The 17,990-nt window shown below is 67.4% G+C and carries 13 protein-coding genes; 10 read left to right on the forward strand and 3 right to left on the reverse strand.

Features of this window, described 5'->3' with window-relative positions; translation table 11 throughout:
* The 9 genes from U9977_RS04545 to U9977_RS04585 form a co-directional block, all read left to right on the forward strand.
* Positions 1-2,367: NADH-quinone oxidoreductase subunit G (locus U9977_RS04545; protein WP_322747887.1), on the forward strand; the 2,367-nt coding region annotated here is incomplete at its 5' end.
* Positions 2,364-3,734: an NADH-quinone oxidoreductase subunit NuoH gene (gene nuoH / locus U9977_RS04550; RefSeq protein ID WP_322747888.1), complete on the forward strand. Its 1,371-nt coding sequence runs from the start codon at positions 2,364-2,366 to the stop codon at positions 3,732-3,734. The genes U9977_RS04545 and nuoH, both read left to right, overlap by 4 nt.
* A gap of 3 nt (positions 3,735-3,737) precedes the next feature.
* Entirely contained in the window at positions 3,738-4,328 is a 591-nt protein-coding gene (gene nuoI / locus U9977_RS04555) for an NADH-quinone oxidoreductase subunit NuoI (protein WP_322747889.1), read from the forward strand.
* Positions 4,325-5,137, forward strand: coding sequence for an NADH-quinone oxidoreductase subunit J (locus U9977_RS04560; RefSeq protein ID WP_322747890.1), 813 nt, complete (start codon positions 4,325-4,327; stop codon positions 5,135-5,137). The genes nuoI and U9977_RS04560 overlap by 4 nt, the downstream gene beginning before the upstream one ends.
* Entirely contained in the window at positions 5,134-5,433 is a 300-nt protein-coding gene (gene nuoK, locus U9977_RS04565) for an NADH-quinone oxidoreductase subunit NuoK (RefSeq protein ID WP_322747891.1), read from the forward strand. The genes U9977_RS04560 and nuoK overlap by 4 nt, the downstream gene beginning before the upstream one ends.
* A 199-nt stretch (positions 5,434-5,632) precedes the next feature.
* The gene (gene nuoL, locus U9977_RS04570; protein ID WP_322747892.1) at positions 5,633-7,582 is read left to right on the forward strand and encodes an NADH-quinone oxidoreductase subunit L; all 1,950 of its coding nucleotides are present in this window, start codon (positions 5,633-5,635) and stop codon (positions 7,580-7,582) included.
* A 1-nt stretch (position 7,583) separates the two neighbouring features.
* Complete coding sequence (locus tag U9977_RS04575) at positions 7,584-9,212, forward strand: NADH-quinone oxidoreductase subunit M (protein WP_322747893.1); 1,629 nt, start codon at positions 7,584-7,586, stop codon at positions 9,210-9,212.
* A gap of 35 nt (positions 9,213-9,247) precedes the next feature.
* On the forward strand, positions 9,248-10,819 hold the full coding sequence (gene nuoN / locus U9977_RS04580) for an NADH-quinone oxidoreductase subunit NuoN (protein WP_322747915.1): 1,572 nt from the start codon (positions 9,248-9,250) through the stop codon (positions 10,817-10,819).
* A 7-nt stretch (positions 10,820-10,826) separates the two neighbouring features.
* A complete protein-coding gene (locus tag U9977_RS04585; RefSeq protein WP_322747894.1) occupies positions 10,827-11,828 on the forward strand; it encodes a polyprenyl synthetase family protein in 1,002 nt (333 codons plus the stop codon).
* A 111-nt stretch (positions 11,829-11,939) separates the two neighbouring features.
* Here the strand turns inward: U9977_RS04585 and U9977_RS04590 are convergent, their stop codons facing one another.
* The 3 genes from U9977_RS04590 to U9977_RS04600 all read right to left on the reverse strand — a co-directional run bounded on the left by U9977_RS04590 (position 11,940) and on the right by U9977_RS04600 (position 16,712).
* Entirely contained in the window at positions 11,940-13,190 is a 1,251-nt protein-coding gene (locus U9977_RS04590; protein ID WP_322747895.1) for a hypothetical protein, read from the reverse strand.
* 577 nt (positions 13,191-13,767) lie between these two features.
* Positions 13,768-14,829 (reverse strand): 2-oxoacid:ferredoxin oxidoreductase subunit beta, encoded by a 1,062-nt coding sequence (locus U9977_RS04595; RefSeq protein WP_322747896.1) that lies wholly within the window; start codon positions 14,827-14,829, stop codon positions 13,768-13,770.
* Positions 14,826-16,712 carry a 2-oxoacid:acceptor oxidoreductase subunit alpha gene (locus U9977_RS04600; protein WP_322747897.1) on the reverse strand — a complete coding sequence of 629 codons (1,887 nt, stop codon included), beginning with the start codon at positions 16,710-16,712 and terminating at the stop codon, positions 14,826-14,828. Before U9977_RS04600 ends, U9977_RS04595 begins: the two co-directional genes overlap by 4 nt.
* 191 nt (positions 16,713-16,903) lie before the next feature.
* Between U9977_RS04600 and U9977_RS04605 the strand changes: the two genes are divergently transcribed.
* Positions 16,904-17,842, forward strand: a complete 939-nt coding sequence (locus tag U9977_RS04605) for a Rossmann-like and DUF2520 domain-containing protein (RefSeq protein WP_322747898.1) — start codon at positions 16,904-16,906, stop codon at positions 17,840-17,842.
* Positions 17,843-17,990: the final 148 nt, after the last annotated feature.

A 17,990-nucleotide genomic window follows, 5' to 3' on the forward strand; every position in this document is an offset into this window, starting at 1 on the left:
GGGATCGAGATCCCGCGCTTCTGCGACCATCCGTTGCTCGACCCGGTCGGCGCCTGCCGGCAGTGCATCGTCGAGGTCGAGGGCCAGCGCAAGCCGGTCGCGTCCTGTACGGCGGCAGTGTCGGCCGACATGGTCGTGCGTACCCAGCTCACCTCGCCGGTCGCCACCAAGGCGCAGGCGGGGACGCTGGAGTTCCTGCTGCTCAACCATCCGCTGGACTGCCCGGTCTGCGACAAGGGCGGTGAGTGCCCGCTGCAGAACCAGGCCATGGCCAACGGCAAGGCCGTCTCCCGGTTCAAGGAGACCAAGCGGACCTACCCCAAGCCGCTGGCCATCTCCACCGAAATTCTGCTCGACCGGGAGCGCTGCGTGCTGTGCGCGCGCTGTACCCGGTTCTCCGCGCAGATCGCCGGCGACCCGTTCATCGAACTGTTCGAACGGGGTGCGGACGAGCAGGTGGCGGTCGCCGAAGGCCAGCCGTTCACGTCGTACTTCTCCGGTAACACCGTGCAGATCTGCCCGGTGGGGGCGCTCACCAGCGCGGCCTACCGTTTCCGCGCCCGGCCGTTCGACCTGGTCTCGACCCCGACCACCTGTGAGCACTGTGCCGACGGATGCGCGCTGCGGACGGATCACCGCCGCGGCACGGTGATGCGGCGGCTCGCCGCCGACGACCCGGCCGTCAACGAGGAGTGGAACTGCGACAAGGGCCGGTTCGCCTTTGCCTACGCCGGCGGCGCCGACCGGCTCCGCACGCCGCTGGTCCGTGACGACGCCACCGGCGAGCTCGTCGAGGCATCCTGGACCGAGGCGCTCGCGTTCGCGGCCCGGGGCCTGGCGCAGTGCCGGGACCGCCACGGCGTCGGCGTCCTGGCCGGTGGCCGGCTGACCCGCGAGGACGCCTATGCCTACGCCAAGTTCGCCCGGCTCGTCCTGCACACCAACGACGTGGACTTCCGCGCCCGGCCGCACTCGGCGGAGGAAGAGGAGTTCCTGGCCCACGCCGTCGCCGGTACCGGCATCGGAGTGACCCACGCCGACCTCGCGGCCGCGCCCGCGGTGCTGCTGGTCTGCCTGGAACCCGAGGACGAGGCGCCGATCACCTTCCTACGGCTGCGCAAGGCCGCGGCCAGGCGGGGGACGGCGATCTTCTCGATCGCGCCGGTGGCGACCCCGGGCCTGGCCAAGATGGCCGGGACGCTGCTGCCCACCGCCCCCGGCGGGGAGGCTGCGCTGCTGTCGAGCCTGGCAGCCGGGGACGCAGGTGCTGCGGACCTGCCGGCCGGTGCGGCATTGCAGGTCGGTGCGGCATCGCAGGTCGGTGCGGCGCTGCGGGCGCCCGGAGCCGTGATTCTGGTGGGGGAGCGGGCCGCGCAGGCCCCCGGGACCTTCACCGCGGTCCTGCGGCTTGCGGAGGCGACCGGCGCTCGGCTGGCCTGGGTGCCGCGTCGCGCCGGCGAGCGTGGTGCCCTGGCCGCAGGCGTCCTGCCCTCGCTGCTGCCCGGTGGCCGCCCGGTCGCCGACCCGGCGGCACGGGCCGAGGTGGAGGAAGCCTGGGGCGCGGCCGTGCCGGTGCGGCCCGGCCGCGACACCGCGGCCATCCTCGCCGCGGCGGCTGCCGGCGAGCTCGACGGGCTCGTCGTGGCCGGGCTGGACGTCGAGGACCTGCCCGACCCGGCCGCCGCGTTCACCGCGATCGCGGGCGTGCCGTTCTGCGTCTCGCTGGAAGTTCGCCGGTCCGCGGTGGCCGAGGTCGCCGATGTCGTTCTGCCGGTCGCACCGGTGGCGGAGAAGGCGGGCTCGTTCGTCAACTGGGAGGGACGCCTGCGCGCGTTCCAACAGGTCCTGGAGACTCCGGCCCTGGCCGACGTGCGGGTGCTGCACATGCTTGCCGCCCAACTCGGGGTGGCGCTCGGTGTCGCGGACCCCGGCTCGGCCGCCCGTGAGCTCGGCATGCTCGGCCGTGCCGGTGACGCGGTTCGGCGGGCACCGGCGCCGTCGGTGGCACCGCCGGTGCCACCTGACCCGCCCGTCGGTCACGCCGTGCTGGCGAGCTGGCACCAGCTGATCGACGACGGTCGGATGCAGGACGGCGAGCCCTATCTCGCCGGGACGGCCCGACCGCCGAAGGTCAGGCTGTCCGCGGCGAGCGCCGGCGAGATAGGCGTGGTCGACGGTGACCTGGTCTCGGTCACCAGCGACCGTGGGACGATCACGCTGCCCCTGGAGATCACGTCCATGCCTGACCGGGTGGTGTGGGTCCCGACCTTCTCGCCCGGTTCACACCTGCGCCGCTCACTCGCGTCCCGCACCGGCGAGCTGGTACGGGTCGGCGCGAGCGGGCGGACTTCGAAGGGCCGGTCATGAGCTATTCATCCTCGCTCGGGGCCCCCGTGGGGCAGCCGCTGGCCGCCGCCGCCGGAGATCCGGACCTGTCGGCCTTCGGTAGCGACCCGTTCTGGCTGATCCTCCTCAAGGCCGTTGCCGTGTTCGCGTTCCTGCTGCTGACAACGCTTTTCGCCATCGTGTTCGAGCGTAAGGTGGTCGCTCGGATGCAACAGCGGGTCGGCCCGAACCGGCACGGCCCCAAGGGCTGGCTGCAGAGCCTGGCCGACGGCGTGAAGCTGATGCTCAAAGAGGACATCATCCCGGTTCTCGCGGACCGGCCGGTCTTCATCCTCGCACCCATCGTTTCGGCTATCCCGGCCTTCCTCGCGTTTTCGGTTATCCCGTTCGGTCCCGACGTGTCGATTTTCGGCCATCACACCGCACTGCAGCTCGCGGACCTACCGGTCGCGGTTCTGTTCGTGCTCTCGGCGTCATCGCTGGGCGTGTACGGGCTCATTCTCTCCGGCTGGGCGAGCGGATCGACCTACCCGTTGCTGGGCTCCCTGCGTTCGGCGGCCCAGATCATTTCCTACGAGGTCGCGATGGGGTTGTCCTTTGTCGCGGTCTTCCTCAACTCGGGGACGCTGTCGACGTCGGGCATCGTCGCGGGCCAGCGCCACTGGTGGAACGTCTGGCTGGTGCCGTCCTTCATCATCTACTGCATCGCGATGGTCGGAGAGACCAACCGGACGCCGTTCGACCTACCCGAAGCCGAAGGAGAGCTGGTCGGCGGTTTCCACACCGAGTACAGTTCGATCAAGTTCGCGTTCTTCTTCCTCGCCGAGTACATCAACACGGTCACCGTGTCCGCGGTGGCGACGACACTGTTCCTCGGCGGATGGCAGCCGCCGCCGATTCCGTACCTCTCGCACTTCGACACCGGTTGGTTTCCGGTGATCTGGTTCGTGCTGAAGCTGCTGGCATTCCTGTTCGTCTTCATCTGGCTGCGCGGCACGCTGCCCCGGCTTCGCTACGACCAGTTCATGGCGTTCGGCTGGAAGGTCCTGATCCCGGTCGGGCTCGTATGGCTGCTCGCCGTGGCGACCTTCAAGGTGTACCGGGAGAACGTCACCGACCGGACACCGTGGCTGATCGGTTTCGGGATCGCGGTGGGAATCCTGCTCATCATCATGCTGCTCGACCCCGGCGCTCGAAAGCACGCCGAACGTCTTGAGGCCGCCGAAGACGAGCGCACGCGCAACGCACCCAGCCTGGAGCGGATTCCGTGGCCGCCGCACCAGCCGTCATCGCAGTCATCATCGAAGTCGCCGTCGCCGCCGTACACCCCCGGCCCGCATCGACCGTCTTCCGTCATCGCCGCGGGTGGACCGCGTCAGGAGAGCTGAGCCATGGGGATCTTCGACCCCTACAAGGGTTTCGGCGTCACCTTCTCGACCATGTTCAAGAAGCCGACGACCGAGCAGTATCCGGAGGAGAAGAAGGCGACCGCGCCCCGCTTCCACGGCCGGCACCAACTCAACCGCCATCCGGACGGGCTGGAGAAGTGCGTCGGGTGTGAGCTGTGCGCCTGGGCGTGCCCAGCGGACGCGATCTACGTCGAAGGGGCCGACAACACCGAGGAGGAGCGGTACTCCCCGGGAGAACGGTACGGGCGCGTCTACCAGATCAACTATCTGCGCTGCATCCTGTGCGGCCTGTGCATAGAGGCATGCCCGACCAGGGCACTGACCATGACCAACGATTACGAGCTCGCCGACGACAGCCGCTCGGATCTCATCTTCACCAAGGAACAGCTGCTCGCTCCGCTGGGGGACGGGATGACGGCGCCGCCGCATCCCATGTTCCTCGGCGACAGCGAAACGGACTATTACCGGTTCGACCCGAACCGCTCGGGTCCGTTCGACGCCTCGGGCTCTGCCGGTTCCGGGTCACCTGACCCGGAACCGGTGCGTGGCGGGGATTCGGAGCTGGTCCGATGAGCGCGGAAATCATGGTTCAGGCGGCGGGTGAGTTCACCCGGACATCCACCGGTGAGGCCACGACCTTCTGGATACTCGCGCCGGTGGCCGTTCTCGCCGCACTGGCCATGGTGCTCGCCCGCAGCGCCGTGCACGGGGCACTGCTGCTGGTCGTGAACCTGTTCTGTCTGGCCGTCTTCTACATGGTGCAGGATGCGCCGTTCCTCGGTTTCGTACAGATTATCGTGTATACCGGGGCAATCATGGTGTTGTTCCTGTTCGTGCTCATGCTGGTCGGGGTGGACTCCTCGGACTCCCTCGTGGAAACCCTGCGAGGCCAGCGGGTGGCGGCGATTGTCCTCGGGGTCGGGTTCGCCGGGCTGATGGTGTTTCCGATCGGCGGTGTGATCAGTGGGACCAAGGCGGCCGGGCTCGATGCGGCCAACAACGGCGGCAACATCCAGGCGATCGCCCGTCTGCTGTTCACCGACTACGTGTTCGTGTTCGAGATCGTGTCCGCATTGCTGATCATTGCTGCGGTCGGTGCCATGGTGCTCGGCCATCGCGAGCGCGTCGGTGGCAAACCCACGCAGAAGGACATGCTGCGGCGGCGGTTCGCCGCCGGTGGCCCGGTCACCCCGACACCGGGACCGGGCGTGTACGCGACACCCGAGGCAGCCAGCGCGCCGTCGGCACTTCCGGCCGGTTCCAGCACGAGTTCTGGCAGCGGTTCCGGTGGTGGTTCCGCCAGTGGTTCCGCCAGTGGTTCCGGCCGTGGGGATGCGGACAGCCCGCACCCGGTCGGGGCCGGAAAGGGCACGGTCCGGTGAACCCCGCGAACTATCTGATCCTGTCCGCTCTCCTGTTCACGATCGGGGCGGTGGGCGTCCTGCTGCGCCGTAACGCCATTGTCGTGTTCATGTGCGTCGAGCTGATGCTCAACGCGGCGAACCTGACTCTGGTCACCTTCTCCAGGATCAACGGAACGCTGGACGGCCAGATCATCGCCTTCTTCGTGATGGTCGTCGCCGCCGCGGAGGTGGTCATCGGCCTGGCCATCATTCTCACGATCTTCCGAACCCGCCGCTCCGCCTCGGTGGACGACGTGAATCTCCTGAAGTACTAGGGCCTGTCCGGTGGATATCGGTCGATGTGGGCGATGATCCAGAAGGTCTTCAGCCGGCCAGTCGACGGCGCTGGCGCCAGGTGCAGTGACGAAGTGGTGGCCGGAATTCCGGTTACGGCAGAACGGACGATGAGTGCAGTGACGCATATACATCTTGGCCATGCATTCGGTGGCCGTGCCGGCGGTAACGAGGTACGCCATGCCGCATGAGCTGCAGTACGCCCCCGCCGTCGGCTCGTTCTCGGTGATGTGGCTGTTGTTGGTGCTGCCGCTGGCGGGGGCGGCGATCCTGTTGCTGGGTGGGCGCCGGACCGACCGCTGGGGACACCTGCTGGGTACCGCGACCGCCGCCACGAGCTTTGTCGTGGCTCTGGTGCTGTTCTTCGCGCTGCTGGGGCGCGGCGGCGGCGATCGGGCGGTCTCGCAACACCTGTTCTCCTGGATTCCGGTCAACAGTTTCCAGGTGGATGCCGGACTGCTGTTCGATCAGTTGTCCGCGCTCTTCGTCCTGCTGATCACCGGGGTGGGGACGCTCATCCACGTCTATTCGATCGGCTACATGGCGCACGATCCGGCGCGGCGGAAGTTCTTCGCCTACATGAACCTGTTCCTGGCATCCATGTTGCTGCTCGTGCTCGGTGACAACTTCCTGGTCCTCTACGCCGGGTGGGAGCTGGTCGGTCTCTCGTCCTACCTGCTCATCAAGTTCTGGGAGTACAAACCGGCCGCGGCGACCGCCGCGAACAAGGCCTTCTACATGAACCGGGTCGGCGACGTCGGGCTGGCCCTGGCTGTCATGTTCATGTTCGCGACGGTCGGCAGCACGAACTTCGGCACGGTGTTCGGCGCGGCCGCCGCGGGTGTCATCGGTTATGGGACGCTGACGGCGATCGCACTGTTGCTCCTGCTGGGCGCCTGCGGGAAGTCCGGCCAGTTCCCGCTGCAGGCGTGGTTGCCCGATGCGATGGAGGGTCCGACCCCGATCTCCGCGCTCATCCACGCGGCCACGATGGTGACGGCGGGGGTGTATCTCATCGCCCGGGCCAACCCGATTTTCACCGAAACCCAGGCGGCCCGGACCGTTGTTGTGATCATCGGTGCCGGCACCATCCTGATCGGCTGTGTCATCGGTTGTGCCTACGACGACATCAAGAAGGTGCTCGCCTATTCGACGGTGAGCCAGATCGGTTACATGTTTCTGGCCGTCGGTCTCGGTCCGGCGGGTTACGCACTCGGAATCATGCATCTGCTCGCGCACGGCTTCTTCAAGGCGGGGCTGTTCCTCGGCTCGGGTTCGGTGATCCACGCCATGGACGGCGAGCAGGACATGCGAAAATACGGTGCCCTCTGGCGGCTGATGCCGATCACCTGGGCTACCTTCGGTATCTGCTATCTTGCAATCATCGGAGTTCCCCCGCTGTCCGGGTTCTTCACCAAGGACAAAATCATTGAAGCGGCCTTCGACAAGGGCGGAACCAGCGGGTATCTGCTGGGCTCGGCTGCGTTGCTCGGCGCGGGGATCACCGCCTTCTACATGACGCGACTGTTCCTCATGACCTTCCACGGCGAGCGCCGCTGGTCGCAGACGGGGCCGGAGGCCAGGCACCCACACGAGTCCCCGACCGTGATGACCGGCCCGATGGTCCCGTTGGCGATCGGGGCGGCGGTTGCCGGTGGTCTGTTCGTCCTCGGTGGTTCCATCCAGAACTGGCTGGCGCCGGTGGTCGGCGAGAGCGCCGAGGTGGGCGTGCACACCATGTCCCCCGCGGTTCTCACCGCACTCACCCTGCTCGTCGCCGCCGGCGGGTTCGCCGGGGCCTACCTTCGTTACCAGCTCCGCCCGGTCGAGGCCGTGGCCCGGCCCGACGCCGAGGTCAGCCTGGTGACCGTTGCCGCGCGACACGATCTCTACGCCAACACGTTCAACGAGACCGTGTTCATGCGTCCGGGCCAGTACGCCACCCGGTTCCTGGTCTGGCTGGACACCGTTGGAGTCGATGGTGTGGTCCGCGGCACCGCCGCGGCGGTCGGCGGCCTGTCCGGCCGGTTGCGCCGGACCCAGACCGGATTCGTCCGCTCCTATGCGCTGTCGATGTTGGGAGGTGCCGTCCTCGTGGTCGGCGCGCTCTACCTGGTAAAGGCCGGATGACGTGAACAGTTTCCCCTGGTTGACGGTCCTGCTGATCATCCCGACCGCGGCCGCGGTTGTCGTGCTGGCCGTCCCACGGCGGTTCGCCACCGTGGCCAAGCAGATCACACTCGCGGTCACGCTCGTGGAGTTCGGGCTGGCGCTGTTGGCGACCATCGCGTACGAGCCGTCGCGTGCCGGTTTCCAGTTCGCCCAGAAGTACTCCTGGATCAGGCAGTTCGGGGTCTCCTACTCGGTGGGCGCTGACGGCATTTCGCTGGTCCTCATCCTGCTCGCGACGCTGCTGGTGCCGGTCGTCGTCCTGGCTTCCTGGGACGAGGTTGCGGGCCCTGCGCAGGCCGGTTCCGCCGGTGCCGGCGCCGATGCCGATGCCAGTGTGGTGAGCAGACGCAGCGTTTCCGGGTTCTTCGCCCTCCTGCTTGCCCTCGAAGCGGGGATGATCGGCGTGTTCGCGGCGACCGACGTGTTCCTGTTCTACGTGTTCTTCGAGGCGATGCTGATCCCGATGTACTTCCTGATCGGGAGCTACGGAGCGGTCAAGGAGCAGGCGCAGCGGTCCTACGCCGCGGTGAAGTTCCTGCTCTACAGCCTGTTCGGCGGCCTGTTGATGCTCGCCGCCGTGATCGGCCTGTATGTGGTCTCAGCCGACCAGCTGGGTACCGGCACCTTTGACTTCGCGACACTGCGCCAGCTCGACATCACTCCGGGCGTCCAGAAGCTGCTGTTTCTCGGCTTCTTCATCGCGTTCGCCATCAAGGCGCCGCTGTTCCCCTTCCACACCTGGCTGCCCGACGCCGGCGCGCAGTCGCCGACCGGCGGCGCGATCCTGCTGGTGGGGGTCCTGGACAAGGTTGGAACCTTCGGGCTGATCCGATACTGCATCCCGCTGTTCCCGGCTGCCTCGTCCTACTTCGCGCCCATGGTGCTCGCCCTCGCGGTGATCGGAATCTTCTACGGCGCGCTGCTGGCGATCGGCCAGCGGGACATGAAACGCCTGGTTGCGTACACGTCGCTGGCGCACTTCGGCTTCATCGCCATGGGAACCTTCGCGTTGACGTCCCAGGGCGGGACGGGCGCGGTGCTCTACATGGTCAACCACGGTCTGTCCACGGGGCTGCTGTTCCTCGTGGTCGGGTTCCTGGTGGCCCGGCGCGGCAGCCGGGACGTCAGCGCCTACGGCGGAATGGCGAAGGTCACCCCGGTACTGGCCGGGGTCTTCCTGATCGCGGGTATGTCATCGCTTGCGCTGCCAGGCCTGAACAGCTTCGTCAGTGAGTTCCTGGTGCTGGTCGGAACGTTCACCCGGTATCGGGCGCTGGCGATCGTGGCCACCTGTGGAATCGTGTTGGCCGCGATCTACATCCTGTATCTCTATCAGCGGACCATGACCGGCCCGCTGGTCCATGAGCAGGCCAAGGGTGTTCTCGATCTCAGTGTTCGAGAGAAGATCGTCGTTGCCCCGGTGGTCGCGTTGATCATTGCGCTCGGCGTTTACCCGAAGCCACTCATCGACATCATCCGTCCGACCGTCACGGCCACGTTCGAAGACGCCGGGCACACCGATCCGGGGTCTACCGTCCCAGTGAACGCCGCGCCCGTTAACGCAAGCCAGGCCGGAGGCCACTCGTGAGCGCCGCACCAACCGCCGTCCTGGGCCAGCAGCTCCTGGCTCAGGACGGCCTGGCCCAGAGCACCCGGGCGACGATCGACGTCCCGTCGATCCAGTACGTGGCACTGAGCCCGATCATCATCGTGTTCGGGGTGGCGCTGGCGGCTGTCCTCATCGACGCCTTCGCGCCGGCGAAGGCACGCCGGACGCTCCAGCCGCTGCTGGCGGCCAGCGGGTTCGCGGCCGCATTTGTCGCGGTCGTGTTGTTGCGCGGCCGCCGGCAGATCCTGGCCGCCGGTGCGGTGGCCATCGACAGCCCCACGTTGTTCATGGAAGGCGCCATCCTGCTGTTCGCCTTCCTGGCGGTGATGCTCGTTGCAGAACGGCGGTTGGACTCCTCCGGCGGCGCGATCGTGGCCTCCGCGGCGCTCACCCCGGGTTCACCGGGGGCGACCGCCGCGCGGACCTCCGCCGGTGTGCAGACCGAGGTATACGCGTTGATGGCCTTCTCGGTGGCCGGGATGTTGTTGTTCGTCTCCGCCAACACACTTCTGACCATGTTTGTGGCGCTGGAGATTCTGTCTCTGCCGCTCTACCTGCTCGCCGGCCTCGCCCGCCGCCGCCGGCTGCTGTCGCAGGAAGCCGCGATGAAGTACTTTCTGCTCGGGGCGTTCTCCTCGGCTTTTTTCATCTACGGTCTGGCCTTCCTCTACGGCTATGCCGGCAGCGTCGACCTCGGCCGGATCGCCGATGCCGCGGGTACGGTCGGCGCGAACGACACCTACCTGTACCTGGGCATGGCCCTTCTCGGGATCGGACTCTTTTTCAAGATCGGTGCGGCGCCGTTCCACTCGTGGACTCCGGACGTCTATCAGGGATCACCGACACCGATCACCGCGTTCATGGCCGCGGGTACGAAGGTGGCGGCCTTCGGGGCACTGCTTCGGGTCTTCTACGTGGCCTTCGGCGGCCTGCGCTGGGACTGGCGGCCGATGGTCTGGACGATCGCCATCCTGACCATGGTTGTCGGCGCGGTGCTGGCGCTGACCCAGCGCGACATCAAGCGGATGCTCGCCTATTCGGCGATCGCCCACGCCGGCTTCCTGCTCACCGGTCTCGCCGCGGCGAACAGCGACGGGCTGCGCGGCACTCTGTTCTATCTGGTCGCCTACGGTTTCACCACGATTGCCGCATTCGGTCTCGTTACCATGGTCAGGAATTCCGACGGCGAGGCGAGCGACCTGTCCCAGTGGCAGGGGCTGGGGCGGCGGTCGCCGGTTCTCGCGGGCATCTTCGCCTTCCTTCTGCTCGCTCTTGCCGGTATCCCGCTGACCAGCGGGTTCACCGGGAAGTTCGCGGTCTTCCAGGCGGCCGTCGCCGGACACGCAACGCCACTGGTGATTGTGGCGCTCGTCACGAGCGCGATCGCCGCCTTCTTCTACGTCCGGGTGATCGTATTGATGTTCTTCCAGGAACCGGCGACGGAGGGTCCGATAGTAGTCACTCGTCCGACACTCACCTATGCCGCAGTCGGCGTCGGGGCGATCGTGACGCTGCTGCTGGGAGTTGCTCCACAGCCGCTGCTCGACCTCGCCGGCACCGCTGCCGCCTCCGGCTTCGTACGCTGACGAACATATGAGCGCAACCGGGCTGGATCTTGCGGGGATCAGGACAGACCCTGATCTTGAATATGCTGTTCGCCTTGGGCTTGACAAAGTCGAACGGATGCTGCGGGATGCCGTTCGCAGCGACGTACCCTTTGTCACCGAGACGTCGCGGCACCTGGTGGACGCCGGCGGCAAGCGGTTCCGACCGATGGTCGTGCTGCTCGCCGCCCAGTTTGCCGACCCCGACGCCGAAGGTGTCGTTCCGGCCGCGGTGGCGATCGAGCTCACCCACCTGTCGACCCTCTACCACGATGACGTCATGGACGAAGCGCCGTTGCGACGGGGAGCGGCGTCGGCGAACGTCCGATGGACCAATACGATCGCTATCCTGACCGGTGACTTCCTGTTCGCCCGGGCGTCGGACATCACCGCTGATCTGGGTCCGGCGGCCACCCGTATCCTGGCGCGTACGATTGCGACCCTGTGCGAGGGGCAGATCCGGGAAACCGTCGGACCGGTTGCGGGACAGGATCCTGTTGAGCACTATCTCCGTGTGATCACAGAGAAGACCGCGTCGCTGATCGCCGCGTCCGGTCGGCTCGGCGCGATGCTCGCCGGTTCTGATCCCTACACCGCGGACACCCTCGCGGCGTTCGGGGAACGGTTCGGCGTCGCCTTCCAGCTTTCCGATGACCTGATTGACGTGGCCTCGGACGAGGCTGCCTCGGGCAAGACGCCCGGCACCGACCTGCGTGAGGGGATCCCCACGCTACCGGTGCTGTATGCGCTGCAGGAGGACGATGCCGCAGCGGAGCGGCTGCGCAGCCTGATGGCGGACGGGTTCGCCGCGGAGGGGGCCCTCGCAGAGGCGCTGGATCTGCTGCGTGGCCATCGGGCCATGCGGCGGGCTCGTGCCGAGGTGGCGCGTTGGGCGAGCGATGCGCGTGACTGTCTGGCCTCTTTGGAGAACGGACCGGCCAGGGGCGCCCTGGAGGCACTTGCCGACTTTGTTGTGGACCGTACCGGGTGATGCGGACGGGGACCGGGTGGTCCCGGCGCTCGCTCTTACAACAGGTTTTCCGAGCGAGCGCCCACTCGGGGATGTAGCGAGGTCCGAGTGGGCAGCCCGCGGTACGAATCGCTATCGGCTGTGCGGCCAGACCGGCGCGATATCGCGGAGTTCCACCACGCTGTTGACAAGATCTCCGAGTGGAATGCTGGAAGTCGTCGGAACGGGAACGGCGATGGCTGGGCCGGAGGACGCCTGTCCGCCCGCTGGCACGCCGGTACCCGACGCCGGTGCCGGTGCCGGTGCCGGTGCCGTGCCGGCAGCGCCGCCGCCGGTCTGCGCGACCGCGCCGGTTGGCGGGGCGCCGGGCAGGGGCGCGACGGTTGGTGGCACGGCGGTCGGGGGCGACGTGCTCGTCGGCGGGTTTGCGGAGAGCGCAGCAGAGGTCGCCGGGTTTGGCGCGGGCGCGGCCGGATCGTTCCCGGTGGCTGTTACCTGCTCGGTACCGGCCGGCCCGTTGGATGCCGCGTCCGTGGATGGTGCGGTGGCGCCGGGCTCTGCCAGGAGCGCGGGCGCGCCGGCTGGAATGCCGGTGCCGGTGCCGGTGCCGGTGCCGGTGCCGGTGCCGGTGACTGGACCGCTTGCCGGGATGCCCACTTGCGGTCCGTCGGCATCGTTGGGCGCCGCGGCCGGGCCGCTGCCCGTGGCAGTCCGTCCGAAAAGGGTCGATCTGCTCCGGGTGTCCGGGGGCACGAGCCGTGCCGGCGGCTGACCGGTGTCGCTGGACCCCTGGGTGGTGACGGGTTCGGTGAACGAGACCCCTGCACCGATCCCCATGCTGGGTGCGGATCCCGTGGTGGCGGTATCACCTGCCGGGGTGTCAGTGCCACCCGACAGGGTCAAGCCGGTCAGTATCGCGGAGATGCCGGCCAACGATGCTGTGCCGGCGACGACCAGGCGAGAGCGCCCCTGCTTGGTGGCGACCCGCCGGTGCGCGCCGCGTGAGCGGGTGCCACGCGATTGGGCACTGCCGTGGCTGCCTGAAGCCGGTAGGTCTGACGCAGACACGGCACTCCACTCTTCGGTGCTGCCCGTCGGCCAGGACCGGTTCTGGGCCACGGTGGTGAAACCAGGCAGTGTGGCCTGAGCGGCCCGGGCTGTGGTGCTCACCGAGAGAGGGCCGGTTACCGTGTCCAGTTCACCGGAATCGAACAGTTGCTGGCGGGGGAGGAACATCGCCCCCGCCGGCCTGGGTGTCCGCTGCGTCCCGCTCGCGGACCTGGTGATTGCCGGGCTGGTGGTCGGGTGACCATGGTCGGGATCCGGTCGGCGTGGATTGCCGACCGCCTGTAGTGAATGCCGGCCAGCGGAGTGGTTACCCACGGCCCACCTCGAATCCTGTATCGGGCGCGATCTGGGGACACATCCGCGTTGTTCGGGATTGCCTGCGACGGGACGGTTCGTCCTGCACTGCTCCTCCGGATCGGTAGCTGATGGTAGCCCCCCGAACCCCACCGCCCGCCTGACTGATCCAGATTGATCCTGGTTGATTCAGAAAGACGGATTCGGGATGCCAGCTTTTCTATAACCTTACCCTGCCGATTGTAGGCATCACAGCGAGAGTCGGACAATTTTGCACCAAAGGTGCTATCTGGACGCAACGCAAGCACGCTTCACGATCACAGCAATGTGCGGCCGAAGCGGCCGAAGCAGCCGAGCCCGGGACCGGCCGCAGTGCTCAGGTCGACGGCCGCCTACCGTGGCGAGGCGGGGGATCCGGGCTTGCGGGTGGTCAGACGCATCCGGCCCGTCGGATGCCGACGGGCCGGATGGTGTCAGGTGGTCGCCTGTATCAACGGCCCTGGCCTGTCAGGGATCCCCGTGCGCGCGAGCGAATCATGGTCGCGCCCTCGTTGCCCCTGCCAGGAACTCGTTGCCCGCCTGGGAACTCGTTGCTCGGCTAGGAAACCGTCCAGGTGTCGCCGCTGCTCAGCAGGGCCATCAGGTCGCCCTCGCCCTGGCGGGCACGGGCGTCGGTGATCTGGCTGTTGAGCTGTTCGTCGTAGGTGGGAACGTCGACGTCCCGGAAGACCCCGACCGGGGTGACTCCGGCCGAGCTTCCGGTGAGTCGTGACAGCGCGAACGCCTGGCTCGGCTCGACGGCCTGTGCGTCGTGGACCAGCACACCGTCGTCGGTCGCGGCGCACACCTCCAGCTCGCCCGACGCGCCTCGGCGGATGCCCTTGTCGAGGTCTGTACCGAAAATCATCGGCTCGCCGTGGACGAGGCGCAGGGTCGCGTCATCCTTGGACGACCGCTCCTTGAGGGCGTCGAAGGCCCCGTCGTTGAAGATGTTGCAGTTCTGAAAGATCTCGACGAACGCCGATCCGGGATGCGCGGCGGCTGCCCGCAGAACGGCGGTCAGGTGCGCCCGCTCGGAGTCGATCGAGCGGGCGACAAAGGACGCTTCGGCCCCGAGTACGAGCGAGATCGGGTTGTAGGGGCGGTCCAGCGACCCGAACGGTGTCGACTTTGTGATTTTTCCCACTTCTGAGGTGGGGGAGTACTGGCCCTTGGTCAACCCGTAGATCCGGTTGTTGAACATCAGGATTTTGATGTTCACGTTTCGGCGTAGTGCATGGAGCAGGTGGTTGCCGCCGATGGACAGGGCATCACCGTCACCGGTGACAACCCACACCGACAGATCTGGCCGGGAGACGGCCAGCCCCGTTGCGATGGCCGGTGCCCGGCCGTGGATGGAGTGCATCCCGTAGGTCTGCAGGTAGTACGGGAAACGGGACGAGCACCCGATACCCGAGATGAAGGCGATGTTCTCGCGGGCTATCCCGAGTTCGGGCAGAAACCCCTGGACGGTAGCCAGGATGGCGTAGTCGCCGCAGCCGGGGCACCAGCGGACCTCCTGATCGGAGGTGAAGTCCTTACGGGTCTGCGGGCGGTCGCTGACCGGGATGAGATCGAGTAGTCGGTTGGTGATGCCGGCCTGGTTCGTCGTGACGGTCACTGGTTGATCACGTCCTCCAAGACGCCCGCCAGTTCGGCGGCCTTGAACGGAAGCCCGCGCACCTGGTTGTAGCCGATGGCGTCGACCAGGAACTCCGCCCGGACCATGGCCCTGAGCTGACCGAGGTTCATCTCCGGGACGAGGACCTTGTCGTAGGCACGCAGCACCTCCCCGGTGTTGTCGGGAAACGGGAAAAGGTGACGCAGGTGTGCCTGGGCGACGTGCAGCCCCTTTGCCCGGACACGCCGGCATCCGGCGGCGATGGGTCCGTAGGTCGAACCCCAGCCCAGGACGAGCACCCGGGCGTCGCCGGACGGGTCGTCGACCTCGAGCGGGGCGATGTCGCGGGCGATTCCCTCGATCTTCGCCTGGCGCAGCCGGACCATGCGGTCGTGATTCGCAGGCTCGTAGGAGATGCCGCCCGAACCGTCCGCCTTTTCCAGACCGCCGATGCGGTGCTCCAGCCCGGGTGTTCCCGGAACGGCCCAGGGCCGGGCGAGCGTCTCGCCGTCACGAAGATATGGCCAGAACTCCGGACCCTTGTCGCCGGTGTGGTTCGGCTCGGTCGCCAACGACACTTCGAGGTCGGGGAGGTCCGCGCGGCTGGGGAGCAGCCACGGTTCCGAACCGTTGGCGAGGTACCCGTCGGAGAGCAGGATGACCGGTGTCCGGTACTTCGTCGCCAGCCGTGCCGCCTCGATCGCGGCGTCGAAGCAGTCCGAAGGCGAGCGGGGAGCGATGACCGGCAGCGGTGCCTCGCCGTTGCGGCCGTTCACGGCCATACCGAGGTCGGCCTGTTCGGTCTTGGTCGGCAACCCGGTGGACGGCCCGCCTCGCTGGATGTCCACGATGACGAGCGGGAGTTCCAGAGCCACCGCGAGCCCGATGGTCTCGGTCTTGAGGGCCAGACCGGGACCGGACGTCGTGGTCACGCCGAGTGAACCGCCAAAGGCGGCGCCGAGCGCGGCCCCGACGCCGGCGATCTCGTCCTCGGCCTGGAAGGTCCGTATTCCGAAGCGCTTGTGTTTGCTCAGTTCGTGCAGGATGTCGGATGCGGGGGTGATCGGGTAGGAGCCCAGGAACAGCGGCAACCCGGTGAGCTCGGCGGCCGCGACCAGTCCGTAGGACAGCGCCGTGTTGCCGGAGACGCGCCTGTACCTGCCCGGCTTCATGCGTGCGGGCGCGACCTCGTAGGTGACGGCGAAAGCCTCGGTGGTCTCGCCGTAGTTGTAGCCGGCGCGCAGCGCCGCGATATTCGCGGCGGCGATTTCCGGGCGCTTCGCGAACTTCTTCTCAAGAAAAGCGACGACGCCGTTGGTGGGCCGTTGGTAGAGCCAGCTCATGAGGCCGAGGGCGAACATGTTCTTCGCCCGTTCGGCTTCCTTCTTGTTGACCGTCCCCGCGCTGCTTTCCAGGGCGTTCACCGCGTCGATGGTCATCGACGACAGGGGTACCCGGTGTACCCGATACTCGTCCAGCGTGCCATCGGTGAGCGGGTCGGAGGAATATCCGGCCTTCTTCAGGTTCGATCCGGTAAACGCGTCGGTGTTGACGACGAGGTCGGCGCCGTTGGGCAGGTCTTTCAGGTTGGACTTCAACGCCGCCGGGTTCATGGCCACCAGCATGTTCGGGGCATCGCCGGGCGTAAGAATGTCGTGGTCTGAGAAGTGTAGCTGAAATCCGGATACGCCGGCCGGAGTACCCGCTGGCGCACGGATTTCCGCCGGAAAGTCCGGAAGGGTCGACAAGTCATTACCGAACGCGGCGGTCTCGCTGGTGAACTGTTCCCCAGTGAGCTGCATCCCGTCACCTGAGTCACCGGCGAAGCGGATGACGACCCGGTCGAGTCGATGGATTTGACGGTCTCTGACCTGGCCTGACACGTTGTGTGACCTCCTCGGGTACCCCTTGAGCGTACCGGGCGGACTATTGAGGCGGGGCGTAACGTCCCGACGAAGTCATCTGAGTGTGACGACTACGACACGGGCTGGTCCGATCACGCGACACGGAGCTGGTCCGATCATGGCGGCGGTCAGGTTGGGGGTGGGGAAGGCGATGGTGGGAACATGGCCCGATGGCCGGCGACAGGGGTTTCGTGGGAGGGCGCACGGCGCAGACTGTGATCGTGACGCCGGCACTTCGGATCGGGATCGTCGGTGTCGGACGGGCGGGGACGGCTCTGGGAACGGCCTTGGCTGGTGCCGGCCATCCGGTGGTGGCGGTGCATGCGCGGTCCGTTGCGGGCCGGGCGCGGGCTCGGGCTACCTTCCCGGCGGCTTCGTCAGCGACGCCGGCCGAGGTGGCCGATGCGTCTGATGTGACTTTCCTCACAGTTTCCGACGATGTGATTTCGGGCGTCCTGGCGGACATCGTGAATGCCGGGGTTCTGCGGGCCGGTCAGATCGTCGCGCACGCCAGTGGACGGCACGGGGTGGGTATTTTGGAACCGGCACGTGACTGCGGAGCGTCACGAGCAGCGGTACACCCGATCATGACATTGAGTGGCACCGCCGCGGATGCGGGCCTGCTGTCCGGGGCTTCGTTCGGAGTGACCGCCGACCCGGCCGCCGAGCAGGTCGTATGCACCCTGGTCACAGAGATCGGCGGTCGGGTCGTTTTCGTGCCCGAGCGGGTACGGACGGCCTACCATGCCGCCGTCGTCCTCGGCTCCAACTATCTGGCGACGCTGGTCACGGCGACGCTGGCCCTTTTGGACGAACTTGGCGTCCACGAGGGTGCCGATGCCCTCGCCCCGCTGTTGCGACAATCGCTGGACAATGCCATTGAACGGGGCCCGGCCGCGCTGACCGGCCCGGTTCGGCGCGGGGATGCAGGTACGGTACGCGCACATCTGGACGCGCTCGGCGCAGTCGACCCGGCGGCGATGTCGGTCTATGCGGCGCTGGCATCGCTCACTCTGAACCAGCTCGAACAAGCGGGTCTTGCTGAGCGTGAGCGCAGCGAGGCCGTCCGGGAAGTCCTGTCTGCCTCGGCCATGCACACCGTCTTGTAAGAGCGACCGGCATGGCGGGTGCGTCAGTGTAGCGATCACCACGCAGGGTGACGGTTGTGCGTGGCTTCCGGATGAACGGGGCTCTTCACGTCGCGTGACCCGGGTCGTGCATCCCGCGATCGCATGTGGCGGGGAACGGTTCTGGTTG

The sequence above is a fragment of the Protofrankia sp. Cas8 genome, assembly GCF_963555845.1.
Taxonomy (GTDB): Bacteria; Actinomycetota; Actinomycetes; order Frankiales; family Frankiaceae; genus Protofrankia.

Bases quoted from the DNA above. Each gene is read 5' to 3' on its own strand.
- U9977_RS04605 (WP_322747898.1), top strand. From the start codon at position 16,904: ATGGCCGGCGACAGGGGTTTCGTGGGAGGGCGCACGGCGCAGACTGTG.
- nuoH (WP_322747888.1), top strand. From the start codon at position 2,364: ATGAGCTATTCATCCTCGCTCGGGGCCCCCGTGGGGCAGCCGCTGGCC.
- nuoL (WP_322747892.1), top strand. From the start codon at position 5,633: ATGCCGCATGAGCTGCAGTACGCCCCCGCCGTCGGCTCGTTCTCGGTG.
- nuoI (WP_322747889.1), top strand. From the start codon at position 3,738: ATGGGGATCTTCGACCCCTACAAGGGTTTCGGCGTCACCTTCTCGACC.
- U9977_RS04585 (WP_322747894.1), top strand. From the start codon at position 10,827: ATGAGCGCAACCGGGCTGGATCTTGCGGGGATCAGGACAGACCCTGAT.
- U9977_RS04560 (WP_322747890.1), top strand. From the start codon at position 4,325: ATGAGCGCGGAAATCATGGTTCAGGCGGCGGGTGAGTTCACCCGGACA.